Source organism: Micromonospora sp. NPDC005206 (genome assembly GCF_040608175.1).
Classification (GTDB): domain Bacteria; phylum Actinomycetota; class Actinomycetes; order Mycobacteriales; family Micromonosporaceae; genus Micromonospora.
In genome coordinates this window covers 1-25668 of record NZ_JBEXHU010000020.1, presented here as the reverse complement: position 1 = coordinate 25668, position 25668 = coordinate 1, and the positions used below count along the sequence as shown (strand labels likewise).

The 25668-nt window shown below is 69.9% G+C and carries 27 protein-coding genes, 1 tRNA gene and 2 pseudogenes; 15 read left to right on the top strand and 15 right to left on the bottom strand.

What is annotated here, in order from left to right:
* Positions 1–17: 17 nt before the first annotated feature.
* The 3 genes from mscL (at position 18) to ABZU69_RS27735 (ending at position 1266) form a co-directional block, all read left to right on the top strand.
* Positions 18–479 carry a large conductance mechanosensitive channel protein MscL gene (gene mscL, locus ABZU69_RS27745; RefSeq protein WP_354967248.1) on the top strand — a complete coding sequence of 154 codons (462 nt, stop codon included), beginning with the start codon at positions 18–20 and terminating at the stop codon, positions 477–479.
* A 79-nt stretch (positions 480–558) separates the two neighbouring features.
* Complete coding sequence (locus ABZU69_RS27740; protein WP_089018164.1) at positions 559–810, top strand: hypothetical protein; 252 nt, start codon at positions 559–561, stop codon at positions 808–810.
* 84 nt (positions 811–894) lie between these two features.
* Entirely contained in the window at positions 895–1266 is a 372-nt protein-coding gene (locus tag ABZU69_RS27735) for a hypothetical protein (protein WP_354967247.1), read from the top strand.
* Between the two features lie 95 nt (positions 1267–1361).
* Here the strand turns inward: ABZU69_RS27735 and ABZU69_RS27730 are convergent.
* Positions 1362–2432 (bottom strand): annotated as a pseudogene (locus tag ABZU69_RS27730) (benzoate/H(+) symporter BenE family transporter); the annotation flags it as partial.
* A 54-nt stretch (positions 2433–2486) separates the two neighbouring features.
* Between ABZU69_RS27730 and ABZU69_RS27725 the strand changes: the two are divergent.
* From ABZU69_RS27725 to ABZU69_RS27710, 4 genes are all read left to right on the top strand, one after another.
* Positions 2487–3050 (top strand): XRE family transcriptional regulator, encoded by a 564-nt coding sequence (locus tag ABZU69_RS27725; protein WP_354967246.1) that lies wholly within the window; start codon positions 2487–2489, stop codon positions 3048–3050.
* A 103-nt stretch (positions 3051–3153) separates the two neighbouring features.
* On the top strand, positions 3154–3873 hold the full coding sequence (locus ABZU69_RS27720; protein ID WP_354967245.1) for a PP2C family serine/threonine-protein phosphatase: 720 nt from the start codon (positions 3154–3156) through the stop codon (positions 3871–3873).
* 53 nt (positions 3874–3926) lie between these two features.
* Positions 3927–5117: a GNAT family N-acetyltransferase gene (locus ABZU69_RS27715; protein ID WP_354967244.1), complete on the top strand. Its 1191-nt coding sequence runs from the start codon at positions 3927–3929 to the stop codon at positions 5115–5117.
* A gap of 83 nt (positions 5118–5200) precedes the next feature.
* On the top strand, positions 5201–6403 hold the full coding sequence (locus ABZU69_RS27710) for a hypothetical protein (protein ID WP_354967361.1): 1203 nt from the start codon (positions 5201–5203) through the stop codon (positions 6401–6403).
* Between the two features lie 2 nt (positions 6404–6405).
* Here the strand turns inward: ABZU69_RS27710 and ABZU69_RS27705 are convergent, their stop codons facing one another.
* Entirely contained in the window at positions 6406–7488 is a 1083-nt protein-coding gene (locus tag ABZU69_RS27705; protein WP_354967243.1) for an NAD-dependent epimerase/dehydratase family protein, read from the bottom strand.
* A gap of 82 nt (positions 7489–7570) precedes the next feature.
* Positions 7571–7873, bottom strand: a complete 303-nt coding sequence (locus ABZU69_RS27700; protein ID WP_354967242.1) for a hypothetical protein — start codon at positions 7871–7873, stop codon at positions 7571–7573.
* Positions 7874–7988: 115 nt separating this feature from the next.
* Here ABZU69_RS27700 and ABZU69_RS27695 point away from each other — a divergent pair.
* Positions 7989–8060 (top strand) — tRNA-Lys (locus tag ABZU69_RS27695).
* Between the two features lie 84 nt (positions 8061–8144).
* On the opposite strand, the pseudogene ABZU69_RS27690 reads toward ABZU69_RS27695, so the two are convergent.
* From ABZU69_RS27690 to ABZU69_RS27675, 4 genes and pseudogenes are all read right to left on the bottom strand, one after another.
* Positions 8145–9364, bottom strand: a pseudogene (locus ABZU69_RS27690) (site-specific integrase).
* Entirely contained in the window at positions 9364–9561 is a 198-nt protein-coding gene (locus ABZU69_RS27685; protein ID WP_354967241.1) for an excisionase family DNA-binding protein, read from the bottom strand. Before ABZU69_RS27685 ends, ABZU69_RS27690 begins: the two are co-directional and overlap by 1 nt.
* On the bottom strand, positions 9558–9980 hold the full coding sequence (locus ABZU69_RS27680) for a replication initiator (protein WP_354967240.1): 423 nt from the start codon (positions 9978–9980) through the stop codon (positions 9558–9560). The genes ABZU69_RS27685 and ABZU69_RS27680 overlap by 4 nt, the downstream gene beginning before the upstream one ends.
* On the bottom strand, positions 9925–11172 hold the full coding sequence (locus ABZU69_RS27675) for a low temperature requirement protein A (protein ID WP_354967239.1): 1248 nt from the start codon (positions 11170–11172) through the stop codon (positions 9925–9927). The genes ABZU69_RS27680 and ABZU69_RS27675 overlap by 56 nt, the downstream gene beginning before the upstream one ends.
* Before the next feature lie 973 nt (positions 11173–12145).
* Between ABZU69_RS27675 and ABZU69_RS27670 the strand changes: the two genes are divergently transcribed.
* A complete protein-coding gene (locus ABZU69_RS27670; RefSeq protein ID WP_354967238.1) occupies positions 12146–12625 on the top strand; it encodes a hypothetical protein in 480 nt (159 codons plus the stop codon).
* Positions 12626–12767: 142 nt separating this feature from the next.
* Here the strand turns inward: ABZU69_RS27670 and ABZU69_RS27665 are convergent, their stop codons facing one another.
* Positions 12768–13718 carry an AraC family transcriptional regulator gene (locus ABZU69_RS27665; RefSeq protein WP_354967237.1) on the bottom strand — a complete coding sequence of 317 codons (951 nt, stop codon included), beginning with the start codon at positions 13716–13718 and terminating at the stop codon, positions 12768–12770.
* 96 nt (positions 13719–13814) lie between these two features.
* On the opposite strand from ABZU69_RS27665, the gene ABZU69_RS27660 reads away from it, so the two are divergent.
* The gene (locus ABZU69_RS27660) at positions 13815–14669 is read left to right on the top strand and encodes an NAD(P)H-binding protein (protein WP_354967236.1); all 855 of its coding nucleotides are present in this window, start codon (positions 13815–13817) and stop codon (positions 14667–14669) included.
* 5 nt (positions 14670–14674) lie between these two features.
* Positions 14675–15175 (top strand): anthrone oxygenase family protein, encoded by a 501-nt coding sequence (locus tag ABZU69_RS27655; RefSeq protein ID WP_354967235.1) that lies wholly within the window; start codon positions 14675–14677, stop codon positions 15173–15175.
* A gap of 5 nt (positions 15176–15180) precedes the next feature.
* Here the strand turns inward: ABZU69_RS27655 and ABZU69_RS27650 are convergent, their stop codons facing one another.
* The 6 genes from ABZU69_RS27650 to ABZU69_RS27625 all read right to left on the bottom strand — a co-directional run bounded on the left by ABZU69_RS27650 (position 15181) and on the right by ABZU69_RS27625 (position 20626).
* Positions 15181–15381 carry a hypothetical protein gene (locus ABZU69_RS27650; protein ID WP_354967234.1) on the bottom strand — a complete coding sequence of 67 codons (201 nt, stop codon included), beginning with the start codon at positions 15379–15381 and terminating at the stop codon, positions 15181–15183.
* A 62-nt stretch (positions 15382–15443) separates the two neighbouring features.
* Positions 15444–15848, bottom strand: a complete 405-nt coding sequence (locus ABZU69_RS27645; RefSeq protein WP_354967233.1) for a hypothetical protein — start codon at positions 15846–15848, stop codon at positions 15444–15446.
* A 459-nt stretch (positions 15849–16307) separates the two neighbouring features.
* Complete coding sequence (locus ABZU69_RS27640; RefSeq protein ID WP_354967360.1) at positions 16308–17513, bottom strand: IS110 family transposase; 1206 nt, start codon at positions 17511–17513, stop codon at positions 16308–16310.
* Positions 17514–17903: 390 nt separating this feature from the next.
* Positions 17904–18260, bottom strand: coding sequence for a DoxX family protein (locus ABZU69_RS27635; RefSeq protein WP_354967232.1), 357 nt, complete (start codon positions 18258–18260; stop codon positions 17904–17906).
* Between the two features lie 206 nt (positions 18261–18466).
* Complete coding sequence (locus ABZU69_RS27630; RefSeq protein WP_354967231.1) at positions 18467–19696, bottom strand: IS110 family transposase; 1230 nt, start codon at positions 19694–19696, stop codon at positions 18467–18469.
* A gap of 528 nt (positions 19697–20224) precedes the next feature.
* Positions 20225–20626: a winged helix-turn-helix domain-containing protein gene (locus ABZU69_RS27625; protein ID WP_210916389.1), complete on the bottom strand. Its 402-nt coding sequence runs from the start codon at positions 20624–20626 to the stop codon at positions 20225–20227.
* A 371-nt stretch (positions 20627–20997) separates the two neighbouring features.
* On the opposite strand from ABZU69_RS27625, the gene ABZU69_RS27620 reads away from it, so the two are divergent.
* Together ABZU69_RS27620 and ABZU69_RS27615 are read left to right on the top strand one after the other, a co-directional pair.
* Positions 20998–21216: a flavin reductase gene (locus tag ABZU69_RS27620; protein ID WP_210916388.1), complete on the top strand. Its 219-nt coding sequence runs from the start codon at positions 20998–21000 to the stop codon at positions 21214–21216.
* Positions 21213–21386, top strand: a complete 174-nt coding sequence (locus ABZU69_RS27615) for a hypothetical protein (RefSeq protein ID WP_354967230.1) — start codon at positions 21213–21215, stop codon at positions 21384–21386. Before ABZU69_RS27620 ends, ABZU69_RS27615 begins: the two co-directional genes overlap by 4 nt.
* Before the next feature lie 997 nt (positions 21387–22383).
* Here ABZU69_RS27615 and ABZU69_RS27610 read toward each other — a convergent pair.
* Complete coding sequence (locus ABZU69_RS27610) at positions 22384–23718, bottom strand: MFS transporter (protein WP_354967229.1); 1335 nt, start codon at positions 23716–23718, stop codon at positions 22384–22386.
* Between ABZU69_RS27610 and ABZU69_RS27605 the strand changes: the two genes are divergently transcribed.
* Both ABZU69_RS27605 and ABZU69_RS27600 read left to right on the top strand, forming a co-directional pair.
* A complete protein-coding gene (locus tag ABZU69_RS27605; RefSeq protein ID WP_354967228.1) occupies positions 23708–24928 on the top strand; it encodes a DUF5937 family protein in 1221 nt (406 codons plus the stop codon). The genes ABZU69_RS27610 and ABZU69_RS27605 overlap by 11 nt on opposite strands.
* Positions 24929–25048: 120 nt before the next feature.
* Positions 25049–25324, top strand: coding sequence for a hypothetical protein (locus ABZU69_RS27600; RefSeq protein WP_354967227.1), 276 nt, complete (start codon positions 25049–25051; stop codon positions 25322–25324).
* Positions 25325–25668 lie beyond the last annotated feature (344 nt).

Below are 25668 nucleotides of genomic sequence, written 5' to 3'. Positions count from 1 at the left end.
ACACCTCGGGAGTACGGATGCTCAAGGGCTTCAAAGACTTCATCATGCGCGGCAACGTCATCGACCTGGCGGTCGGTGTCGTCATCGGCGCCGCGTTCACGGGCGTGGTCACCGCTCTCACGAACTCGTTCCTCAAGCCGATCATCAAGCTGGTCGGCGGCGGGGAAGACCAGTTCGCTGGCCAGTGGGAGATCAGCAAGGGCAACTTCATGGACTGGGCGGGGTTCATCAACGCCCTGATTACCTTCCTGCTCACCGCGGCGGTGCTCTACTTCTTCGTGGTGTTCCCGATGAACAAGCTCGCCGAGCGGCGGCAGCGGGGCGAGGAGCCGCCACCGGCGGCGCCGAGCGAGGAGATCAAGCTGCTCACCGAGATCCGGGACGCGCTGCTCTCCGCCGGTCACGCCACCCCTGGCCAGCAGCGCGGTGCGCTCGACGACGTGCTGGGCCGCCGCACGGAGCCGCCGGCGCCGCGCTGACCGACGGATGCACATCGGCCCCTGTGGGATTCCCGCAGGGGCCGCACCTTCTCGTACGTGTGTTCGATAGAGTCCGCCCATGGAGCAGCGGAAGCACTGGTGGAACGGGAAATGGGGGCGGCTGGCCCGGCGGGACGTCTTCCTCCGGGTGGACGCCGACCGGTGGCACGTCGAGCAGCGGGCCGGCGGCGCCGAGGGCATCTCCCGGTTCTACGAGTACGGCAGTGCGGACGAGGCCGAGGAGACGGTCCGGGCGCTGCTCGACGGCCCGGACACCTGGCGCGAGCTGTCCCCGCGCCCGCCGGGCGGCTGGACCCTCCCCAACAGCTGAACGGGCGGGAGCGGCCGGCTGACTGAGCGTCGGGCGGGGCGGCGACGGCGTTTAGCGGCGTACCGCCCCGGGAACCGCGATGGGATGGATCAGCAGGACGAGCAGCAGGCGACCATCTCGCGGATCACCACCGGGATGCCGGTGATCGACCCCGCCGGCGCCGAGGTCGGCACGGTGGATCTCGTCCAGCGGGGCGACCCGTACGCGGTGACCGTCCAGACACCGGCCACCGACCCGGGCAGCAGCCTGGACGAGCTGATCGAGGCCACCGCGGTCGAGGAGCCCGACGTGCCGGCCGATCTGGCGGCACGGCTGCTGCACAGCGGCTACCTGAAGGTCTCCACCGAGTTGGTGGACGCCGGCGCGGTGTACGTCCCGGCCGACCGGATCGCCGCCGTCTCGGACGGCCGGGTGCGCCTCGCGGTCGGCGTGGCCGACCTGCCCGCCGAGGAGTGAGTCCCCGCCTGATCCCCTGCGCGGCGGAAGAGCAGCAGCATCAGGCAGCCGGCGACCAGACCCCAGAACGCGCCGCCCACACCGAGCAGCGTCACCCCGGAGGCGGTCACCACGAAGGTGACCACGGCGGCCTCCCGGGTCGCCGGGTCGGTCACCGCCGAGGCGAGCGCGGTGGCCAGCGCGCCCAGCAGCGCCAGCCCGGCGACCGCCTCGATGAGGATCGGCGGGGCGACCGCGACCAGCGCGGTGGCGACGCCGGCACCCAGCCCGAGCACGGCCAGGCCGACGCCGGCGGTTACCGAGGCGACCCACCGGCGCTCCGGGTCCGGGTGCGCGTCGGGGCCGGCGGCCAACGCGGCGGTGATGGCCGCGAGGTTCACCGCGTGCCCGCCGGCCGGGACGGCCAGCAGGCTGGCCAGACCGGTGGCCCGCAGCGCGGCGCCGAACGGTGGGCGGTAGCCGTAGCCGACCAGCACCGCCATGCCGGGCACGTTCTGCGCCGCCATGGTGACCAGGAACAGCGGGAGGGCGAGCCCGACCAGCGCGGACGCGTTCCAGGCCGGCGCGGTCAGGGCGACCGACGGGGTCAGTGCGGCACCGGTCAGGCCCGCCGGCGGCGCGGTCAGCGCGATCGCCGCCACCGCCACCAGCAGCGCGCCGGGTACCGCCCAGCGGCGGGCGTACCGGTGCAGCAGCAGCCAGCCGACCACCACCGGGCCGGCCACCGTGGGCAGCTCGACCAGCGCGCGGACCGGCGCGGTGCACAGCGGCAGCAGCACCCCGGCGAGCATCGCGCCGGCCACCGGCTTCGGGATGGCCGCCACCGCCCGACCGAGTGGCGGGAACAGTCCGGCCGCCACGATCAGCAGGCCGGAGACGAGGAAGGCGCCCACCGCGACCGGCCACCCGCCCGGCGGTGACCCGGTCGCCACCAGCAGTGCCGCGCCCGGCGTCGACCAGGCGACGCTCATCGGCATCCGGTACCGCCAGCCGAGCCAGGCGGCGGCCAGCCCGGACGCCACGCAGAGGGCGAGCAGGCCGGAGGCCGCCTGCGCGTCCGACGCGCCGGCTGCCCGGAGGCCGGCCAGCACGACGGTGAACGAGCTGGCGAAGCCGACCAGGGCGGTCACCACCCCGGCCAGCAGCGGTTGCACCCGTCCGGCCATCCCAACCTCCCACTGTTCCGTTTACGGAACGACAGCGTGTAGCACGATAGCCGGGTGCCGCACCGACCACCAGCCCGCCGTCCGGGCCTCGACGTGGATCCCGCCGTCGTCGGCCGCCGGGTCCGCGCCCTGCGCGAGGAGCGGGGGATCTCGCTGTCCACACTCGCCCGACTCGCCGGCGTCGGGAAGGCCACCCTCTCCGGCCTGGAGCACGGCACCCGCAACCCGACCCTGGAGACGCTCTGGGCGGTCACCGCGCAGCTCGGCGTACCGCTGACCGCAGTGCTGGCCGAGCCGGCCGCCGCGCCCACCACCGTGCACGGCACCGCGGTCAGCGCCACCCTGCTGGAGGTGTTCACCGACGCCGACGCGACCTACGAGCTGTACCGGATGCGGGTCGCGCCCGGGCCGGGGCAGCTCTCCCCCGCCCACCAGCCGGGGGTCACCGAGCACATCACCGTCTTCGCCGGAGTGTTGCGCGCCGGCCCGGCCGACGCGCCGCTGACCGCACCGGCCGGCGGTCACATCCGCTGGGTCTCCGACGTGCCGCACAGCTACACGGCGGTGGGTGACGAGGAGGTCGCGGCCAGCCTGCTGCTGCGCTATCCACGCCGCTGAGCCACGGCCCGGTGGGCCCGAACGTGCACATCGGCAGCATTTCTCGACGCTTCGCAGTAGTGCGTAGAGACGAAGACGGGGTGTTCTTGGCAAGCTTGACCCCATGACGCTGATCCTCCGCTCGGTCATCCTCAACGACATCGGCCTGATCCGGACCAACAACGAGGACTCCGCCCTCGCCGGTGACCGCCTGATCGCAGTCGCCGACGGCATGGGCGGGCTGCCCGCGGGCGAGGTGGCGAGCGAGATCGTGATCCGGATCCTGGACGAGCTGGCCCCACCCACCGACTCCGACGGGGCCGCCGACGCCCTGCGCGCCGTCGTCAGCACCGCCAACCAGCGCATCCACGCCGCCATCACGGTCGACCCGACCCGCGAGGGGATGGGCACCACGCTCACCGCGGCGCTGCTGGCCGGCGAGACGCTGGTGCTGGCCCAGGTCGGCGACTCCCGCTGCTACCTGCTGCGCGACGGGGAGCTGACCCAGCTCACCCGGGACGACACCTTCGTCCAGTCGCTGGTCGACCAGGGCTCGCTCTCCCCCGAGCAGGCCCGGCACCACCCTCAGCGGTCCCTGGTGACCCGGGCCGTGCAGGGCGCCGACACCCCACCGGCGATCGGCGTGCTGACCGTGGTCCCCGGCGACCGGCTGCTGCTGTGCAGCGACGGGCTCTCCGACTACGTCGAGGACGAAGCCATCGGCGCGACGCTGGGCATGTACACCGACCGCCAGCAGTGCGGCGAGCAACTGGTGAAGCTCGCCCACCACGCCGGCGCACCGGACAACGTCACCGTCGTCGTCTCCGACGTCGGCACCCGTTGACGGATTCACCCAATCCGGTTGCGGCCGATGTCGGAGCCGGTTGGGATGGGTCGATGACCATCCGCCGGGTGACCGACGACGACCGTCTCACCACCAGCTTCCCGCTGGCCGCATACGCCTTCGAGTCGTCGCCGCTCGGCGCCGCCCGGATTCAGGAGTTCCGCGACTACCTGCCCTACCACGAGGGCAACCGGACGCTGATCGCCGAGGAGAACGGCGACACGCTGGCCGCCGTCACGGCCATCCCGATGCGGCAGAACCTGCGCGGGATGGTGCTGCCGATGGCCGGCGTCGCCGGGGTGGCCACCCATCCACTGGCCCGCCGCCAGGGGCACGTCCGGACGCTGCTGCACCAACTCCTCGACGAGATGCGCGACGAGGGGCACGCGCTCAGTGCGCTCTACCCGTTCCGGCCCAGCTTCTACGCCCGGTTCGGCTACGTCGGGTTGCCCAAGCCGCGCAGGGCCACCTTCACCCCGGCGAACCTGGGGTCGCTGCTCCGCGCGGACCTGCCCGGCGAGGTGGGCTGGGAGCGCATCGCCGCCGGCTATCCGGCGTGGCGCGCCTTTACCGAGCGCTGCCTCCACGAGCGGCACGGGTTCTCGACCTTCCCGGACTACCGGGCCGTCGGGCTGCGCGACCGGGACGAGTACTGGCTGGTCACCGCCCGGGTGGCCGGCGAGGTCACCGGCGCGGTGACCTACCGGATCGACGAGCACGGCGGCACGCTGCACGGCAACGAACTGCTGGTCACCGACCCGCTCGCGCGGACGCTGCTGTTGCAGTTCTTCGCCCGGCACGTCGACCAGGTCGAGCGGATCACCGTCCAGGTCCCGCCGGACGAGTTGCCGGAGCTGTGGTTGACCGACCTGGACGTGCACGTCGAGGCGCGAACGGTCGTGCCGAGCTCGTCCGCCCCGATGGCCCGGGTGCTGTCGCTGGACGCGTTGCGAGGGCTGCCCGCCGGGCCCGGCCGGGTACGGATCGAGCTGACCGGGGACCGCTGGTTGGCCGGCACCCACCTGCTGGACGGCACGACCGGTGCGCTGGAGCTGGTCGCCGACACCGCCGGCAGCGCGCCGACCGCCACGCTCACGGCCGCCGGGCTCTCCGCCCTGGCGTACGGGGTGCTGGATCCGGCGGAGCTGCCGTTGCGGGGGTTGGGCGAGGTGCCGGCGGACGCCGCCGCGGAGCTGCGGAGCATCTTCCCGCGCGGAGTGCCGTACCTCTTCGCCGACTTCTGACCCCCCCAGCCTTAGCCACGGGTTAAACCCGCATGGCGAATTCGCTCCCGCGCCGTCGCGGCTCCTAGCATCACGGGGTGCGCATGACGTCGCTTGTCGCCCTGCTCGTCCTCGGTGTCGCCACCGCGACCCTGCCCGCCTGCGCGCCCGACGACCCGGCTCCGGCCGCCTCGCAGCCCAGCCCGTCGGCCGAGCCGGAGGCGCTGGCCACCGGCGAGCAGGGCGTCGCCCCGGCGGCCCGGGACGGCCTCGGTGGCCCGGGGGCCAGCCCGAGCCCGAAGCCGGCCGGCAAGGCGCTCGCGGCCGGCAACCCGAACGGCAACGCCACCGTGCCGGCCGAGGCACGGGCGGTGGACACCTCGAAGTCGACCCGGACCATCGGCTCCGGCACCCCGGCGAGCTGCACCTCCGCGGCGGTGGTGAAGGCCGTCGCCGCCGGCGGCATCATCACGTTCAACTGCGGGCCGGCCCCGGTGACGATCAAGATGGCCGCCACCGCGAAGGTCCGCAACGCCAACGGGCCGAAGGTGGTGCTGGACGGCGGCGGCAGGGTGACGCTGAGCGGCCAGGGGAAGCGCCGCATCCTCTACATGAACACCTGCGACGAGGCCCAGGGCTGGACCACATCGCACTGCCAGAACCAGGACCATCCGCAGCTGACCGTGCAGAACCTGACCTTCGCCGACGGCAACTCGACCGGGGACAAGGTCGAGGGCGGCGGCGGTGGGGCGATCTTCGTACGCGGCGGGCGGCTCAAGGTGGTCAACTCGCGGTTCGTCCGCAACCGCTGCGACCGGACCGGCCCCGACCTGGGCGGCGCGGCCATCCGGGTGCTCAGCCAGTACGAGAACAAGCCGGTGTACGTGGTTGGCAGCACCTTCGGCGGCTCCGCCGGCCAGGGCGGCTCCTGCTCCAACGGGGGCGCGCTGAGCAGCATCGGCGTCTCCTGGGTGGTGCTGAACAGCGTGCTCAGCCACAACGAGGCGATCGGTAGCGGCGCCAACCCGGCCAAGTCCGGCACGCCCGGCGGCGGCAGCGGCGGCGCGATCTACTGCGACGGCAACGAGTTCACCGTGCGGATCGCCGGCACCATCATCGAGAACAACAAGGCCAACGAGGGCGGCGGCGCGATCTTCTTCGTCAGCAACAACCGCACCGGCACCATGACGATCGAGAAGTCCACCCTGCGCCGCAATCCGAGCGCCAAGTTCGAAACCCGCGGCTTCCCCGGCATCTTCTTCCTCGGCGCCCGCAACCCCACCGTGAGCGGCTCGAAACTGAGCTGACCTCAGTACGGGTTGCCCTGGCCGGCGGCGCGGGCGCGGAGCAGACCGCCCGGCCGGCCGGGCAGGTTCGACGCGCCGGACAGCGGCGGGCTGGTGGTGTGGTCACCGCCGGCCATCCCGGCAAAAAGTTCCTTGAGCGCGGTGAGCGAACTGATCTTGGGATGCCAGTCCAGCTCCGTCTCCGCCCGCTCGCTGGACATCAGCGGCGCGTTCAGGCCCAGCTCGACCCAGCCCGCGTCCACGGGTTGCAGCCGCGCCCGCCAGGTCAGCGCCGCCGCCACCCGCAGCACCGGCGCGGCGACGGGCACCGTCCAGCCATGGAAGTGCCGGGCCACCAGCTCCGGGGTGAGCACCGGGTCCGCGGCGACGTTGAAGGCGCCGCGCGCGTCACCCAGCACCGCCCTGGCGTACGCGTCAGCCACGTCGTCGGCGTGCACCGCCTGCATCCGCAGCCGGCGGTGGGTGGGCACCAGCGGGATCCGGCCGAAGCGCAGCAGCCGCACCGGCGCCAGCGGGCCGAGAAAATAGCGGGTGATCTCCGCGCCGGCGTCCCGCTGGAAGATCAGCCCGGGTCGCAGCCGAACCACCCGCAGCGTCGGGTGGTCCTGCTCGATCCCGTCCAGCAGCGCCTCCACCTCCGCCTTGTTCTCGCTGTACGACGAGCCGGGCACCCCGGTCGCCGGCCAGCGCTCACTCACCGGGTGGTCCTTCGGGCCGGGAGCGTACGTCCCGACCGAGGAGGCGTACACCAGCGCCGGCACGCCCACCCGGACCAGCGCGTCGAAGACCGCCCGGCTGCCGTCGACGTTGGTGCGGCGCAGCACCCGCTGGTCGTGACTGGGCTGGATCTGCCAGGCCAGATGCACCACCGCGTCCGCGCCGGCGAACACCTCAGCGAGCTGCCCGACCGCCCCGGGAGAGCCGATGTCGCAGGAGTGCCACTCCACCTGGTCGTACGGCTCGCCAGCCTCCGGGCCGGGCAGCCGCCGAGCCACCCCCACCAGCTCCACGCCCCGCTCCCGGCGCAGCCGCCGCAGCAGCGCCGTACCGACGTTGCCGCTCGCCCCCACCACCACGATCCGCATGTCCGACCCCGTACCCGCCCAGCCGCCCGCCAACCGCCCGGCCCGGCGCGGCGCGGCGCGGCGCGGTTTGATCGACTCGGGATCAAGGGCGGGGCGAGTCCCGGACCCAGCCGTGCTTCTCCTTTCCCCGCCGCCCGGCCGTCGCCGCGAGACAGCGAGGGCAGATCCAACCGATCGGGTCGGCCTCGGTGAGCACGTCGGTGCCCGAGTAGTCGAAGCGCACGTGCGGAAAGCGCCGCAGACGGGTCCGGCTGAGCGCCAACCCGCAGACGGTCTGGTTCTGGCCGGGCAGCCAGGCGTGCACTTCCCCGCCCGGCCCACGTACGCCGTCCGGCCCGACCTCCTCGCCGGACGCCGCCACCGCCGGGGTGCCGCTCAGTTTCATGCCCGGTCTGGTTCCCCACCCGCCCGCACCCATGCAACGTGCGGCAGGCAGGCATCGACCGACCGGCCGGAAGCCGAGAGTCGTCGGCGGGCACCGTCCGGTAACCTGAGCGCGCGGGCCGCTAGCTCAATGGCAGAGCTGTGGACTTTTAATCCATAGGTTCAGGGTTCGAGTCCCTGGCGGCCCACTCCTCCGCAGGTCAGCGGCCCTTTCGAGGGCCGCTGGAGCCGCGATCTTGGCTGGTACAGCGGCGAAGTACAGCAGTAGCGCCTTACCGGTCCAGCGCGCTGCCGAGCCGCTTGAGGGCGTCACGGGTGGCCGCCGAGGAGACCACCGTGTAGATCTCCATGGTGATGGCGAACTGCGCGTGCCGGAGGATCTGCATCGCCACCCGGGGGTGCACGTCCAGGTCGGCCAGGAGTGACGCGCAGGTCCGCCGGGCGTCCCGGACGGTGATCCGTCGGACCCCGGCCGCGTCGCAACGCCGGTCACAGAAGCGGTTCACGTTGCGCGGCTCGACCGGGCGGCCGTAGCGGGTGGTGAAGATGAGGTCCGACGGCTGCCAGGCCGAGCCGGCGGCGTCCCGGGAGGCGTTCTGGGCGGCACAGCGGCGGCCGAGCGCCACGGTGCAGACGTCCGGCAGCGGCAGGGTGGCGTCCGAGGCGGCCGTCTTAGTCTCCCGGTGCAGCAGTTCGGCACCGACCCGCTGGAGCTGCCGATCGATGGTCAACTCCCCCGCGTCGAGGTCGACATCAGCCCAGGTGAGCCCCAAAATCTCGCCCTTGGGCAGACCTAGCACCAGGACCAGGACGTACGCGGCGTAGAGCGGGTCGTCGTCGGCGCGGGCCGACTCCAGAAACCGCCGAGCCTCGTCGCTCGTCCATGCCTTCCGCTTCCGCTTCCGTACCGGGGGCAGCTTCACCAGGGAGGCGACGTTGCGGGTGATCAGCCCTTCGGTGATCGCCTGGGACAGCAGCGTCCGGAGCACGGTTCGCAGGTGCGTGACGCTGGTTGCCGAGGGCAGGTCCTGGCAGCAGCGGCCGAGGGCACAGCAGCGACGTTGGGCAGGCTTGCGCCGCTCGTCCTTGCCCTGGGCGCAGCACTGGCAGGTCCGCCCGACCTCGTTGATCCACGTCTGGACATCGCTGACCCGGAGCTTGTCGAGGCGCTTCCGGCCCAGCCCCGGCACGAGGTAGAGCCGGACCACCACCTCGTAGGTCACGTAGCTGCCCGGGGCGAGGTTCGGCTTGACGATCTCGCGCAGCCAGTAGCCGGCGTACTCCCCACCGTCGGGGAGCGGGTCGCCACAGGGCCGGCCTTGGCCTGCCCGTGCAACTTGATCCACTTGTCGTGGACCTCCTCGCGGGTCTTGCCGTAGACCCACTTCCGGCCCCGCTTGCCGTCCGGCTTCTCGACCCAGACGTACGCGGCGAAGCCGTTCCGGTACGGGAAGATCGAGCCTTCGCCGTTGGCACGAGCGCGTGCGGGCATCAGGCAGCCTCCCGGCGTTCGACCCGTTCGCGGATGTAGTCGTCGACCCATTCGGGGAGGATGCGGCGGTACTTGCCGTCCTTGATGGAGCGCGGCTCGCCGGTGGCGATCTTCATCTTGACCTTGGACAGACCGAAGCCGAGCAGGACGGCGACCTCGGCGGGCGAGTACCAGCGCGGGGTGAGGTCTCGGCTCATGCGGCGGCCCCGACGAGCCATGCAGCGTGGGCGACTTCTTCCCGGCCGACGCGTCGGCTCTCTCGTCGCTGTCTGGCGGCGGTGTTGGCAAGCAGGGCGTCACCGTCGCTAAGCCAGCCGGACCCGATGTAGGTGAGGGTGCCGCCGGTGATGGCATTGGTGGTGTCGTCGTCTCCGGTGCGGCGGTAGGTGGCTCGGGTACCTGGAAGCAGGCCGAAGGTGACGGAGTAGCGGCGGGCCTTGGTGACGAAGTGACCGCCAAGGCCGAGCATGTGTGCCCAGCGCCGCAGGCCGGCGTAGGCGTTGGATTCGGTGTCAAGGTGGGCTTGACGGTCTCCGGCCGTTGCGGCGCCGTTGGCGGCCTTACGGCGGCATGCTTTCGCCTGTCGCGATAGATTGTCCGCCTGTCGGCGCCACAATGGCCGGGTGTCGGTGCATGCGGACCGTATCTGAGATGGCGGTGCCGAGAAGGGCCGCGGTGGTGGCGCTTGCCACTGCCAACGGCGACAGTGGAAGCATCCCCGGTGCCTTGGCGGCCAGTATGAGCACTGCCGGTGCGATGGCGACCAGTAGAAGCATTGCAGAAATCAGCCGACCTGCGTGTACGCGGGCGAAGACGGCGCGTTCGAAGGCGGCACGCCCGAGCAGAAACAGCGCGGGCCCGCCGAGAATGACGACGACCCAGGCCGGTTCTGTATGTCCCGTTGGATGGATGATGGTGAGGTCCTGGCCCACAGCGGTGACCACGACTCCGGCCACCATGATTACGTGTGATTGTGATACCGCTCGGGCCAGCCGGACCGGCGCGCGGGCCTTTGCGGCAGCTGCGTCCATGAACTCACCGGCCCGGTAGATATAGATCCGCCACAACAGCACCGTGATCAGGAATGCCACCGCGAACGCCGCGTTGCGGTGGGCCTCGAAGTCGCCGGCGCCGTGTGCGACTCCCGCGATCAGGATCAACTCGCCGAGCGCGACGGTGAACAACTGCCGATAGCGTTCAGCCAGATGCTCGCTTGTGTTGACAACCAACGACGTGGTCATGCGGCCGAGCCCGGGTACGGGGAAACCGATCCTGGTGGCGGTGTATTCCAGGACTACCGCGGCCGCCCACAGCGCTAGGCGTCCTGTGCCTTGTGCGAATGCCCCCGTAATCCACGGCACGGCGGATATCCCGTACCAGATCAGCGTCAGACTGGCGTCGCGGCGATGCACCTCTTGACCGCCTATGGCGATGATCAAGAAAAGATTGCGGCCGATGTGGATTGCGATGTACGTGCCGGCGAAGAGTAGCCCTCGCTCGCCGAACGCGTCGGCCATGGCGGCGGCAAGCACCAGGCTGCCCACCATGGTGGCGAAGATCAGCAGTTCGATCGACGGCTTCATAGGATCGAACACGTCGCACATAGCCGCGGTAAGGCTCCAGATAGAGAATACCGCTAGCAGCAATACCATTGTTTGTACGGCGCCGATCCAGCTGAGGTGCTCTCCCAGTTCGCGCGACAGCCGGGTAAGCGTGAACACAAACGCCAGGTCGAAGAAGAGTTCCAGGAACGTCGCACGTTGCGACGTCCCTTCAGTGCGTAGCACCTTGGCCCGCGCCGTCGTCATCGGACTGTACTCCTATAGATTTATTTCAGTCTAACGTTGACGCGTGCCACATCCCATGCTCGGTTATGCGGATAACCCATCCCTCTACCGCTGGCCACCATCCCTGACGAGGCATGCATGGCGCCGTGTTCACTTCCCGCCGATTGATGCTTTCCAGCGCTCGACGCCGCATGCGCCGTGCCAAACGTCCGTTCTAGGTAGTAGCCTCTATTTTGAGGTATCTTAACTAGTAAAAGACTGACTCGGGACGTGATCCAACGACGGGCCGGAGTTACCGCCCGGTGGGCCGCCGACCCTTTTGCGCGGGCGGCCCGTGCTGGGAAGCTGTTCTCGGCGATGCTGCATGGGCAGGCCGTGGTCATCCGCCCAGACCCGCGTCCCGGATACCACCACCGAGGTCACCCAGGTCGACGCCCCACCGGACGTGGTGGACCTACCGGGGCGGTGGTTACTGGCGACGCCGCGCACGCGCAGACCGACACCGCCGACCTATGTCTGCCGCGGCGACGGCGGCTACGTGTTCACCGACAAGGGCAATCAGCCGTCGCTGTTCGCCGAACAGTCCCGACACGGACACCGAACGCCCTGCTTGTCATGCCTGCCACTACTGCCCGCCGATAGGCAACGACGGGTGCGCCTCCGGCGGGGCCTCGGGCACTCCGGGATGGCTGGGAGAGGGAGCCGGCAGGGTGCGTGGCGGCATGGCGGACAAGATCATCAGGTACAGATCCACTACAACTGAGAGCAATCAACGGCGACAAGCGTTAGCAAACATCGGCAGGTCACGCCCTGCTCACAGCGTCGATGGGTCTGATTGATGACGTTCTCTCGCTACGCCGGGTGTAAGGGGTTCAAATCCCCTCAGCTCCACCCCAGGTCAAAGGCCGTTTCCGCTAGTCGGAGACGGCCTTTTTCGATCTTGTACAGCAGCAAGGAACAGCAGCTCACAGGAACTGCTCGCCGAGCCGGGTGGGTGCCGTCTCGGATCGACTGCAACGACCTGTCCGACGGCTACGACAGGCTGCTCGACATCAAGCGCGAGTCGGACTTCATCATGGTGTCGTGGAACCACTTCCACCACCACAGCAAGTCGGCCCTGGTCGGCCACTCGGACAACTACCCGGCCGACCTCGGCAAGCTGCGGGTGACGTACCACCACAACTTCTTCGACGGCACCGACCAACGACACCCCCGGGTGCGTTTCGCCGACCTGGTGCACGTCCTGAACAACTACTACCGAAACGCCCTCTACGGGATCGCCTCCACGAGAACGCCGGCGTGCTGGTGGAGGGGAACTACTTCGAGAACGTGGCCCACCCGAGCTACGTCGGTTACGACAAGAGCGGCCCCGGCCGGCTGGTCGAGCGCAACAACAGGTACGTCAACTCGGCACTCCGCAGACTGCCGGCACCGTGGTCGAGCCGCGCACCTACTACCCGTACACGGTCGATGATCCCGGCACCGCCCCGGCGAGGGTCACGGCCGGTGTGGGCGTCGGCAGGATCGGTCTCTAGACCGCCGCCGACGCGGCCGACCGGGTCCGGGGCGACGACACCGTCGCCCCGGACCCAGTGACCGCCGGAGGGCGAGCGGGTTCAGACCGCCGCCAACCCCTCCACGTGGATCCGGTGTTCGGCCGGGCTGACCCCGCGTACCCGCTTGAACGCGGCGCTGAGCGCGAACGGACTGCCGTAGCCGACCCGGCGGGCCACCGCGCTGATGGTGGCGTCCGGCTCTCTCAGCAGATCGGCCGCCAGGGCGAGTCGCCAACCGGTGAGGTACGCCATCGGCGACTCACCGACAAGCTCGGTGAACCGGCGGGCCAGCGCGGCCCGGGACACCCCGGTACGGGCGGCGAGCGTCGCCACTGTCCAGGGGTGGGCCGGTTGGTCGTGCAGCAGTCGCAGCGCCAGGCCCACCACCGGATCGCCGTGTGCCCGGTACCAGGTCGCGGCCGCCGCCTCCGGACGGGAGAACCAGGCCCGTAGTACGGCGATGAGCAGCAGGTCCAGCAACCGGTCGAGGACCACCTCCTGGCCCGGCTCGTCCTTGTCCATCTCGTCGGCGAGCAACGGGACCAGCGGGCTGTTCCACGCCTCATCCGGCAGCACCAGCAGCGCCGGCAGCACCCGCAGCAGGCGCTGGCTCACCTCCCCGTGGAACTGGTAGGTGCCGCTGAGCAGCACGGCCGAGCCGTCCAGCCGCTCGCCCCAGGTGCGTACGCCCAGGTCCATCACGGCGCATAACTCTTCCCCGGCCGGAGTGGTGCTGCGCTCGCCGGGGTGAATCACCGCCTGCGGCGGAGTGCCCGGATCGTCGGCGATCGTGTACGGCTCCGGACCCCGGATGACCGCCACATCGCCGGGGCGAAGCCGGACGGGGGCGCCGGTGTCCGGCACCACCCACGCGTCACCACGGAGCACGGACACCAGGGTGAGTGGTGCGCGATCCTGGATCCGTACCGACCACGGCGGGTCGAACACCGATCGGAGCAGGAACGCGCCGCGCGCTCTCGGCCCGTCCAACAGCCCCGCCAGTGCGTCCACACGCCCCAAGCTAGAAGAACCCTGGTGAGACGCCCAGACATGGAGCCGAGCGTCTCACTCATTCCCGGTCAGGCCCCGCCCGGCTTGACTAGTGACATGAGAGAGAACGTGCACGAACAGCCCATCCTGGTCCTCGGCGGCACCGGCAAGACTGGTCGTCGCGTGGTGGACCGCCTCACCGCCCTCGGCCGTCCGGTACGGGTCGGTTCCCGCTCCGGCGAGCCACGGTTCGACTGGACCGACCAGAGCACCTGGGCCGGCGTGCTGGAAGGGGTCGGGTCGGTGTACCTGGTGTACTACCCGGACCTGGCCGCACCGGACGCCCCCGCTACAATCCGCGCGTTCGTCGAGCAGGCGGTGGCCGGCGGCGTCGAGCGGATTGTCCTGCTCTCCGGCCGGGGCGAGGAGGCGGCTCAGCTCTGCGAGCAGGTGGTACAGCGATCCGGCGCGAAGTGGACGATCCTGCGGGCGAGCTGGTTCAGCCAGAACTTTAGCGAGGATTTCCTGGTGGACTCGGTGCGCGGCGACGAGATCGTGCTCCCGGCCGGCGACGTCGGGGAGCCCTTCGTCGACGCCGACGACATCGCCGAGATCGCGGTCGCGGCGCTGACCGAGGCGGGCCACGTGGGTCAGCTCTACGAACTGACCGGGCCCCGGCTGCTCACCTTCGCCGAGGCGACCGCCGAGATCGCCAAGGCGGTCGGGCGACCGATCACCTACCAGTCGGTCTCCCCACAGGAGTACGCCGAGGTAATGGCGCGTTACCAGGTGCCCGCCGAGCTGGTGGCCGTCCTGACAGACCTGTTCGGCAAGGTCCTGGACGGGCGCAACGCCCACCTGACCGACGGTGTGCGACGCGCTCTGGGCCGCCGGCCCCGGGACTTCGCGGACTATGCGCGGGACGCCGCCGCCACCGGCGTCTGGGCGACCGAACAGCCGGATCGGGGCTGATCGTCATGAGTACGCTGGCAGCCTGGTCGGCGGCGGTGACCCTGGCGGTGACCGGTCTGATCGCAGGGGTCTACTACGCCTTCTCCGTGTCCGTGATGCCCGGGTTGAACGCGACCGACGCCGGCACCGCGATCCGGGCCATGACGAGCATCAACCAGAAGATCCAGAATCCGCTCTTCTTCGTCACCTTCTTCGGTCCCATCCTCGCGGCTACGATCACCGGCGTACTGCTGCTGATCCTCGGCCACCGTCCGGCGGCGCTGCTGTTCTTCCTGGCCGGGGCCGCGTACCTGGTGGGCGCGTTCATCCCGACGGTGACCCTCAACGTGCCGATGAACGATGCGCTCGACGCGACCGGTGTGCCGACCGACCCGGCGGAGGCGGCGCGGATCTGGGCGGACTACGCCTCTCGCTGGACCTGGTGGAACACCGTGCGCGCCGGGGCGAGCGTGGTAAGCCTGCTGCTTGCCGGATTCGGCGTCTACCTCTGGGGCAGCCAGCGGTGACCACGTCACCCCGGCGGCGCACGGATCGGGGCATGCCCAGCGGATCGGTCAACCGGGCCTGCGGCCTCGACCAGGATCCGCTGGGCGTGCGCGACGAAGGGCCCGTCGGTCTGGATCCGCTCGTGCAGGGCGGCGAGCTGGTCGCGGTACCGCTCGACGGTGAAGTCGGGCACGATCCAGACCACCTTCCGCAGGAAGTGGACCACGGCACCGATGTCGTGGAAGACGGGCCGGCATCGACCGGGCCGGCGGGCCACACCGGTCGGCCTCAGTGTCGGGTGTCGCGGCCGTGCAGCCAAGGCGCGATGACCACAGTGGGCAGGGCGAGAAAAATGGCGATTAGATGGGCGGCCCAAGCCCATGGAGCGAGGCTGGCCCCGTCCATCCCTGCGTGGTCGATGAGAAGCGCCCAACCGCACGGGATGAATAGCAATCCCATCGCGACGGCACCCACCCATAGCAAAGCCAGTGAACGACGGATAGTGGCTGTCATCAAAACGACCGTCACCGCGGCCGGTACGCCCAACAACGCGCTCGCCTGGCTCCAGTCGATACCCTGAGGGGCGGAGGTTCCAACACGAAGATCGGCGTCAGCTAAGGCCCAGCTCCAACCGGCCGCGATGTTGGCGAGGCTGAGAAACGAACCTGCCCACATGAACCAGACAGCTCTCACGGCGGCAGCATAGTCATCGCGTCACATGCCCTTCGGTGACCAACTGAGTGACGACCGGTGCGGACGCCAGCGGACAAGGGCGGACGATAGCGGACCGTTGCGGCAGGCCACGGGCCACGAAGCCGCAGCTCACGTGGAAGTGTTGGTTGCCTGGGGGTCAAGGGGTCGACAAGGACCAGGTCCAGGCCGTCACCAGGCCGTCGGAGGCCGATCGTCAGCGACCAACGACGACCACTGGTGACGACGTCTGCCCTGATTGCAAGGCGTGACCTGCCCGATCACCAGGCCGGCCGGGTCCTTCTTACCTGTAGTTGGTGAATTGAGGGGATGCTGCCGACAGCATCGCTGCGCAAGGGCCGAGGCCGAATAGGACGCGGACGCGATCGGGCATAAGGCAGTGCGTGCCCGCCCGAGGCTGGGCGGGGAACTCCCGGGGCGGTAGGCATGAGTAGCCCTGTGTCAAGCGGCGGAGGCGAGAAGGGCCTGCAGAGCTCGGTGGCGGGTGGGGTCGTAGGCGACGCCGTCTTGCCAGCAGCGCCAGATCACGTGCAGCCAGGCGCGGGCGAGGATTCGCGTGGCGTGGGGGTGGTCGTGGCCCCGAGCCCGGGCCCGCCGGTAGAGGTCGGCGGCCCAGGGGTTGGCGTGGTGGGAGTCGCCGGCGAAGTCGATGACCGCTGCACGGAGTTGTTTGTCGACGGCCCAGCGAAAGCCGACGACTTTCACCTTCCCGGACTGCCTGGTCGAGGGCGCAGCCCCGGCCAGGCAGGTGAGTGCCTCCGGCGTCGGGAAGCGGCCGCGGGCGTCACCGATCTCAGCCAGAAGCCGGGCCGCTCGCACGATCCCAGCCCGGGGCAGGGACGTGAACACCGCCGCGTCGGGATGCTGCAGCAACTGGATCTCGATCTGCTCCTGCAGCGCGCTGATCTGCTCCCGCAGGGCGGTAAGCCCAGCCACCAACGCAGCGGTGACGTGCGCCCGGGCGGTGGCTTCAGGACCGGTGGTCCCGCGGGTAGCCGCAAGCAGATGGGCGTGCAGCAGCCCGGCTCGTGCCGGGTTGGGGTAGGAGACGCCGCGCAGCCAGTTCTGCAGTCTGCGTGGCGACAGCCAGTCGACCTTGTCCTGAGTCGCGAACCGGGTGAGGAAACTCAGGGTGATCGCGGAGTCGATGTCGCGGAACAGCCCGATCACGCCGGGCAGAACATGTTCGAGGTGGGCGCGGAGCTGATTGGCCATCGCGACACGGGCGGCGATGAGGTCCTTGCGGGCGCGGACGGTCATCCGCAACGTGAGTGTCGCGGGAGAGTCGACGGTGAGGGGACGCAGGCGATGGTGATCGGTGCGGACGGTGTCGGCCAGGACGTAGGCATCGAAGCGGTCGTCCTTGTTGCCGGCTGCGCCGTAGCGGCGGCGCAGGTGCTTGATCTGGTTCGGGGCGATCACGAACACCGTGAGCCCCGCATCGAGCAGGGCCTCGACGATGGGTCCGTCGGGGCGTTCGATACCGACCTCGAGCACACGGGTCTGCTGCAGGCATCGCAGCAGCTTCCGCAGCCCCTCAGCGGTGTGCTCGACGATCATCCGTTGGACCTCGACACCGTCGGGGCCAACGACCGCGAGGGCGTGCTCAGTACTGGCCCAGTCGACGCCCGCAGTTGGTCGACGCATCGAGGGGTGGTGTCCGACACTCATAGTGTCCTCCTTGCTGTTGCAGCAGCAGGTGGGCACCCAGTGGTCTCAGGACACGGAAGCCGGTCGCTCACTGATCGGCGCTCGACGGCGCGCAGCCCTGTCGCCAGTCATACGTGCCCTGGGACCACCGGGCCCCGCGGAACTCATGCCGGACCTCTCACGGTCGAGCGGACGAGGCGGTGGCCCGGTGGGGACCAGGTGCGCCGACGACCCGAGATCGCCGGCACCAGACACGGTGCCCGACGAGACCGCCGACAGGAAGAGTCTGCGCAGTGAGCGGACGGTGGTGAACCGGGACATCAATCAAGGCGCGAGGTCCACGCGGTGGACCAGCACCAGGCGACCGTCTCGCCGGCAATCCGTAGGTCAGGACTTCGACCAGGACGTGATGGAGTTGGGTCTCGTCAGCAATTCCTGCCGGCGCAGTAGCAAGATGGCCAGCGCCATGACTGCGAAGGCAAGAGCGCTGAGCGGATTGGTGCCTAGCACCGCGACGTTGGTGACGGTTGCGCCGAGGAGCAACACCAGCAGGCAGAGTGCGGCCAGTGCTCGCACACGTGGGATGACTAGGCCCACCCCGCCCGCTACTTCGAGTGTGCCGACCACGAAGCGCAGCCACTGGCCGGCACCGATGTCATGGAACATCTCGACCATGCTCGGATCGCCGGTGAGCTTGAGCAGCCCGCCCCCGGCAATGGCGAAGCCGAGCACGATCTGCAGCACCCAAGCTGTGATCATGGCGGCTCGGTGGGCTCCCGGGAGCGCGTTTTGCCTTGACATGGCCTCTCCTGTCCTCTGCTGGCACCTCAGTAGTGCCCCTCACCAGAGACGTCGGAGCCAGCGGCCCATCCCGGACATTTACCTGCCAGCAAGTACCGAGGGGTGACTGTCGACAGCAACGGTGACAGACATCCCATGAGGTTTGGGTGTCAAGCAGCGGCCGGTTGGTCGTGCTGTTCGTGGTGTTGCCAGGCGGTGGTTTCGTCGTAGGCGGTGCCGGTTTTGAGGCAGCCGTGGAGGATGCCGACGAGGCGGTTGCCGAGTTGGCGTAGTGCGGCGTGGTGGCCGAGGCCGCGGTTGCGTTGGCGGTCGTAGTAGGCGCGGGCGCCGGGGGAGGCGATCAGGGCGGCGAAGGCCTGTCGGCCGAGGGCGTCGATGAGCCGGTCGTTGTGCACGTAGCGGGCCAGGACGATCTTTTTCTTCCCGGACTGACGGGTGATCGGGCTGGTTCCGGCGTAGTTGCGGCGGGATTTGGCGTCGGTGTAGCGGGTGGAGTCGTCGCCGAATTCGGCAAGCACCCGGGCGCCGAGGATGCGGCCCAGGCCGGGCTGGCTGAGGTAGATCTCAGCGTCCGGGTGCTGCCCAAAATGTGCCTCGACCTGCTGTTCCATTGCCTTGATCTGGGTCTGCAGTGTGCCCAGGATCGCGACCTGGGCGCGGACGGTGGCCGCGTAAGCCGCGGTCACCGCGGGCGGCTGGCCGAGCTGCTGGCTGCGCAACGCTGCCCGTAGCTTCTCGGCCTTGGCCGGCACATCACGGCGGCGGGCCCGCTTCAGCGCGGCGGTGATCTGCGAGGTCGTCAACCGGGCCGCCGTGGCAGGGTCGGGGGCCTTGCCCAGCAGGTGCAGGGCGTCCGTGGCGGTCAGGTCGTCGAACGCGGCCAAGGCGGCGGGGAAGAACTCCCGCAGCGTCTGCCGCAGCCGTAGCGTGTGACGGGTGCGTTCCCAGATCAGCGTCTGGTGCGCCCTGGCCACCACTTTGACCGCCTCGGCGCCGGCGCTGTCGCCGGCGACCGGTCGTAGCTGATGCCGGTCGGTGCGCACCATGTCAGCCAGGGCGTGCGCGTCACCGGCGTCGCTCTTGGCACCCGAGACGACGCGCCGTTCCCGGTACCGGGCGACCTGCAGCGGGTTGATCGCATAAATCTGGTAGCCGGCGGCGATCAGCGCCTGCACCCACGGGCCCCGGTCGGTTTCGATGCCGATCACCACTTGGACCGGCTCATCGTCGTCACCCAGCTGCTCACCCAGCAGCGCGTGCAGGCGGGCAATGCCGCTGATCCCCTCCTCGAGTTTCGCCTTGCCCAGCCGCCGACCCGCGTCGTCTTGTACCTCGACATCGTGGTGGTCCTCGGCCCAGTCGTCTCCCACGAACAGCACACCAGCCTCCCAAGTCCACAGCGGACCTCAGGCAGCCTTCGGGAGACCTCCGCAAGCTAATGAACAAGTGCTCACCCCGGCGAGCGGCGGGCACGACATCCCATCAGCGGTCTCGTCTCCCGACCACCGGCAGGGGCACGATCTGTCACTAGGGCTGCCAGAGCGCCCTGCAACCGGGAGTGCTCACCCGCCAGCGGCTACCGGACCCGAGTCTGCCGCAACCGACCCGGTAACTCTCATTAGCAACCGCCTCGGACGAGGACGCTCCTCGGCAGCCGAGTACGGCCAGTCGCCTGAGGTCGCGAACACGGAGAGATGACGCCAAACGACCCGCACAGAGCTTGTAAGCGAGGCGTCAGCCAACGAGGCAGCAAGAAGGCAGCGGCAGCGTCGACGCGGGTCGACCCTGAACGTGAATCGACGACGTCCGGCACCTGCTCATTGACGCGGGCCGGCACCGGCTGGCAGTGGCCGACAGATTGAGTCCGCATCCCCCCGGCGGGGCTCGCTAACGGCGGCGGGGATCGGTCAGCGGCCGACGCGGATGCGGTCGGCAGAGTACACCTGGCGCGAGCCGTCGGCGCGGAAGATCACGATGACCGGGATGCCCTCACCGATCTCCAGCTCGCGCCGTTCGGCGGGGGTGGGCATCCGAGCGGTGGCGGTGTCGCCCTTGAGGAGGGTCACCGTTTCGGTCGGCTCGTCGGCGCGGACGAATGTGCCGCGCGGTGGTTCCACGATCACGAGCCCTTCCGACCGGAGTAGCGCTACAGCCTGTCGGACGCTCGTGCGGCTCAGCCCGTACTCCTGAGCCAACCGCAGCTCGCTGGGAAGCGAGGCCCCGGGCGCGAGGTCGCCAGACGCGATCCGGTCTCGCAGAAGGTCTGCGAGCTGCCGGAACACGGCGCGATCCGCGCTGGGGTCGATCACGAATGTGACGCTACATGTCCAACAGTTCTACATCTTATTGTATCTACAGTCCTACGTCGTTACGGTGACATGAGCTGGGGCAACAGCCAACGGCCGGCTCCACCTGCCCGTGAGATCGAAGAATGCCCGAGGGGAGACCTGGTGCCTCGCGTGTCGTACGAGGAGTACTTGGTGGCTGTCGCGCTAACCCTGGCGAGGCGGCACCGGCCGGTCTGGTCATGGCAGCGATGGCGGAAGGTCTGCCGATGCGGGGGCGAGTTGCCCTGCCATGCGAGGCATCGAATCCCGATCAACCGGGGTCACTGGCCCTCAGAGGACGGCCGGCTATCCGCTCCGTCATCGGAACCGCCGGCCGAGCAGAGGGAGCCGAAGTGACCAACCACCTCCCGATCACGCCGGCCTGGACCTGCGGTGGCTGCGGTGCCGACTGGCCCTGCCACACCCGCCGTCGAGAGCTGCGAGCGGAGTACGACCGAGCCCCGGTGTCGCTCACCCTCTACCTGGCAGCCCAACTCGTCGAAGCCGCCCACGACCTGACCCACGTCCCCGCAGGCCACCTGCACTACCGCTTCCTCGGCTGGACTCGATGAGCATCCTGCGACCCAGTGACGAGAAGTTCCACTACAGCGACGGCTCGCACAAGTGGATCCCGCCAGACCCGGACTACGACCAGGAGGTCTGGGACGAGCAGGTCCGCCAGCACAAGCAACGCCACCTCAGGAACGAGCGTGCGAAGGTACGCATCCAGCGTCTCGTCTGATGCCAGCACTACAGCAGCGAAGTACAGCAACCGTGCCAGCCGAACCCGGCCGAGACGCACGCCAGCAGCCCGGATGACCTCGTACCGCACCCGATCCGGCTGGCTCGCCGGCAATCCATAGGTTCAGGTTTCGAGTCCCTGGCGGCCCACTTCTCCGCAGTTCAACGGCCCTTTGTGGGCCCGCTGGTGCCGCGATCTTGGCCGGTACAGCAGCGAAGGTCGGGGCGGGACGGCCGGCTGCCAGCCGATGTGGGAGGACTTTCTGTACGTCTATCAAGGCGGCCCGCAACGGGCCGCACGCGCCGCAGCCTGGGCGCGCGCCGGACGCCCGGCGGCTGGCGCGGAAAGCGGGAAGCCCGGAGGGCCGCCGCAGAACGACAGACCGTTGACCGATGAGGGGTGCGGCCGGCAGCCGGCCGGGCCGCGCGGCCACAAGCCCGCGCGGCGCAGGGAAGCGCACTCCGGCCACGTCGGCGAGCTGGCGTCGGTCGCGGGGTTGCGGTCAGGGCGCCTCCGGCGGGGGCGCCCCGGCTCCAGGATGGCAGGGGCTCTGTCGGCGGGTCGCGGTCCGTGGGTGGTTGCGGTAGGCCATCCCGCCGTCGTCGACCACGGAACGAGCCGAGCAGACCACCGCCCGGCACGCCAGCGTCCGAACCTGTGTCAAGGTCCGCTTGACGTGGCGTGCCGGGCGGCGGCCCGCTCCCCGCAGGGCGGGTTGACGGCGACGGGATGGCAGTTCGAGCCTGTGGCTTGCGACAACTAGGACTCGGTCGAGGCCTACTATGAGCGGCGAGCGGTACAGACGGCCTGTCAACGAATCAGCCGAACTGGCGGCTCGCCGGACGCAAAGTGACTGCCTTTGCACTTCAGCTTCCGTCTGGCGTCGCCGGCGGCATGCCGAGCGGACGGTGGCCTCGGCACGGTGGCGGAGGACTTCACGATCAGGGTGAGCCGGGACCAAGCGTTGGTGCTCTCAGGTCGAGTAGCCGGGAGAAGTCTAACCTCCGGCTTTCACAGATCTGGACGTAACAGTCTCACCGTGAACGCTCTTGATCAGGGGACCATCGACGGCCGGGCTCCCGCCATCTGCCACGGCATGACTCATGGACTGCCCACGCGAACGGTGCAGACGATGCCGTCGAGTGCCCAGGCGCACCGTCGCTGCGCCCAGCAGGGTCGCGGCGGCCAGCGGCAGCCACAGCGCCGCCGCGCCCAGGCTGAGCAGACCGGTGATGATGATGGGATCGACGGCCCGGGCCAGGCCGTAGCTGAGCTGCCAGCGGGCGAGCGCGCGCCCCATCAGGTGTGGCGGTGCTGACTCGATCACCAGCGGCACGCTGCTGCCGGTGTAGAGGATTTCACCCAGCGTGTAAGGCACGATGACCAGCGCGACGAGCACCGTGCCGGGGCCGCCGCCGGTCGCCCCGCCGAGCCAGAAGGCGAGGTAGGAGGCGGCGAGCAACAGGCCGGACCAGAAGAGCACGGTGCGGTGCGGCCACTTCGCGAGGCGCACTACCACGACCAGCTGCAGCGCAATCACCATGACGGTGTTGGCGACGAAGATGCCCGAGGGCCACGCCAGGGACGCGTGCAGGCCCTGCACCAGCAGCAGCGGCAGGGCGATCTCGAGGATGTCGGCGTAAAACGCGTACGGAATGCCGGCCAGGGCCAGGATGGTAACGGTGCGTAGGCCGGCACCGCGCGCTTCCTTCGTTGCCGCAGCCGGGGCGGGGGCCGGAACATCTTGGTGGGGCAGCGGCACCCGGGCGATCACCGCCGCGCCGAACGCGCACCCGAGCGCCGTCGCCAGCGCGAGCCAGCGGAGCACCTCCGGCCCGCTCGCGACCAGAACCGTGCCGAGCAGGGCGCCGGCGCCCAGGCCGGCGTTGCGCAGCGAGCGGCCCGCGGCCAGCGCCGCCGCACGCTGGGCCGGGCCGGCCAGCGCGGCGACCAGCGCGGAATTGGCGGGTGGAGCGATCTGCGTGCCGACGCCGATGAGCACCGCACCGATCGCGAATCCGGCGATGCCGGGCACCAGGCCAAGCAGCAGCGACCCCACCGCTCGCACCAGTAGCGCGGCGACGGCGGGGGCCCGCCGCGCTCCGCGGTCGATCCACCGTCCGGCGAGCGGGACGGCGCCGAGGCCGGCCAGCATGCCGACGGTCAGCGTCATACCGGCCTGCCACGCGCTGAGCCCGATCAGCACGGCGTAGATCACGATGAACGGGCGCAGCATCCCGGAGGTCGCTGCCTCGACTGTGGCGCTGAGCGCGTAGCGGCCGCCGCCCGGGATGCGTACCAGCTCACGAAGCGTCGTACGGGTGGTCGTCACGGCTCCGATCGTCCGGCCATACGGCTGCGAAGGGACCCGGGTTGGCCAGCGTCGTCAATCCATGCCTCGTCGATTGATAAACGACGTCAATCGGTCTGCCCGGGCGCGGACCCCTGCCATGATCAGTACTGTGGTTACCTCGGTCGACATCGCCGGCGTACCAGCCGATCGGATCCGGATAACGCCGTCGCCGCTCGCAGAGCTCGGCGCGGTGCTGCACGTGCTCGCGGAGCCGCAGCATCATCCGGACACCGCCGCGGCGGTTGCGATGATGGCGGCTGCCCTTCCCGCAGAGCTGGCTCCAGACCTCGAGGAATTTGGTCTGCTCTGGCACTCCGGCCGGGCCGACTTTCTGTTCCCGCCCGATCCACGGCCGAGCCTGCGCGAGGAACTGGACGACGTCGACCGCCTGGACGACGAGCGCTGGGTCGCTGCGGCGCTCGCCGCCCATCGGGCCGTCTCACCGGCGCCGCGAATGTGGTCGCCGCTGCGTGACCCGATCGTGCGGCAGCGGGCGCTGGCCGCGGCCCGCGCCCGAGGGCCGCGGCAGGCGGCGTGGGCCGAGCGGTTGCTCGCCGATCCGGCCGCCGAGCGCGAGCGGGTACGACGCTTTCTGCTCGCCTGCGAGTCCGCCTTCTTCGGCACGGTCTGGAAACGCGTCCGCCCAGCGCTCGCCGAGGAAGCCGACCGTCGACGCTTCGACCTGGCCCGCGAGGGTATCGGCGCCCTCGGCCGGATCTCGCACGCAATCGGGGTCGACACCGAGCGCGGCATTCTGACGATCGACAAGCTGCAGGACCAGACCGCAGACGGTCGCGGCGGCGGGATGACGCTCATCCCGAGCGCGTACGGCGCACCGCATATGACCGTCGTGTACGCGCCCGGCTGGCTGCCCGTGCTGCAGTACCCGGCACCGGGCTGGGACCCGCGCCCAGTGTTGCGGGTGGACGAGCTGGATGCTCGGCTGACCGCGCTTGCGCACCCGCTGCGGCTACGTTTCTGCCGCACGCTCGCCCGAGGTCCGCACACGACCGGCGAACTGGCCGACTTTTGGCGGGTGACGGCGCCGGAGGTATCCAGGCACCTCGCGGTGCTAAAGGCGGCCGGGCTGCTGATCTCGGCGCGCCGCGGCCGCTACGTGACGTACCGCCTGGACATGGAGGCCTGCACCGGCCTGGGGCAGCAACTGGCGGACGTCCTCGGCCGCTGAACAGCCAGGACGCGTACGTGGGCAGGAAGACGAGCTCAAAGCGTGGCCCGTCCAGTTCGGATGCCTATGACTGGCAGGGGGATCAATACAACGCCAAGTGAACACCTGTAGCCTCTTTTCATGCCGGACAACCTCCACAAGGCGTTGATCGAGAGCTTGTTGGCATGTCTGGCCTTCCTGGAGCAGAGCGACAGCGACACGGTGGACCCCGACTCCGCAATACGTGCGCTGGAGGATGTCGCCTACCCGCTCCAGAGCCTGTCCGATGCCGATCGCAGGTCCCTGCTAGCGATGTTCGAGCGAGTGGCCGCCGAGGAGACGGACACCGGGTGGCGCGAGTTCATCCGCCTTCAGCCCCGTGGCTTGGGCCTCATGGCACCCGATGAGGTCGAGTGACGGACAGGGCTGGGCCGTTGTAAGCAGCATCCGGGCCAAGTGGGTGACAAACTGGGTGACGATCACGACGGACACCCGTGGACGCACCGGGACGCTGTCGGATCGTCTCCGCAGCTCACTCGCCGTATTAGGCCAGCCGCTGGCAGTGCGGCAGCGGCCCTTAGTTCCGCTTCAACTCACCTCCGTCGAACGTCGCCAGGCGTCGGCGGGCCGCGTCTGGTCCGCCCCGTGGGGAGCGGTTAGCTTCTAAGAGGGCATCTTGATCAGGTCGGCGTCGGTGTGTCCGCTTCGGGTTGATCGTCACGCCAGGATGGCGTCGCTTCGTGGGTGAGGCGCCGGCTCAT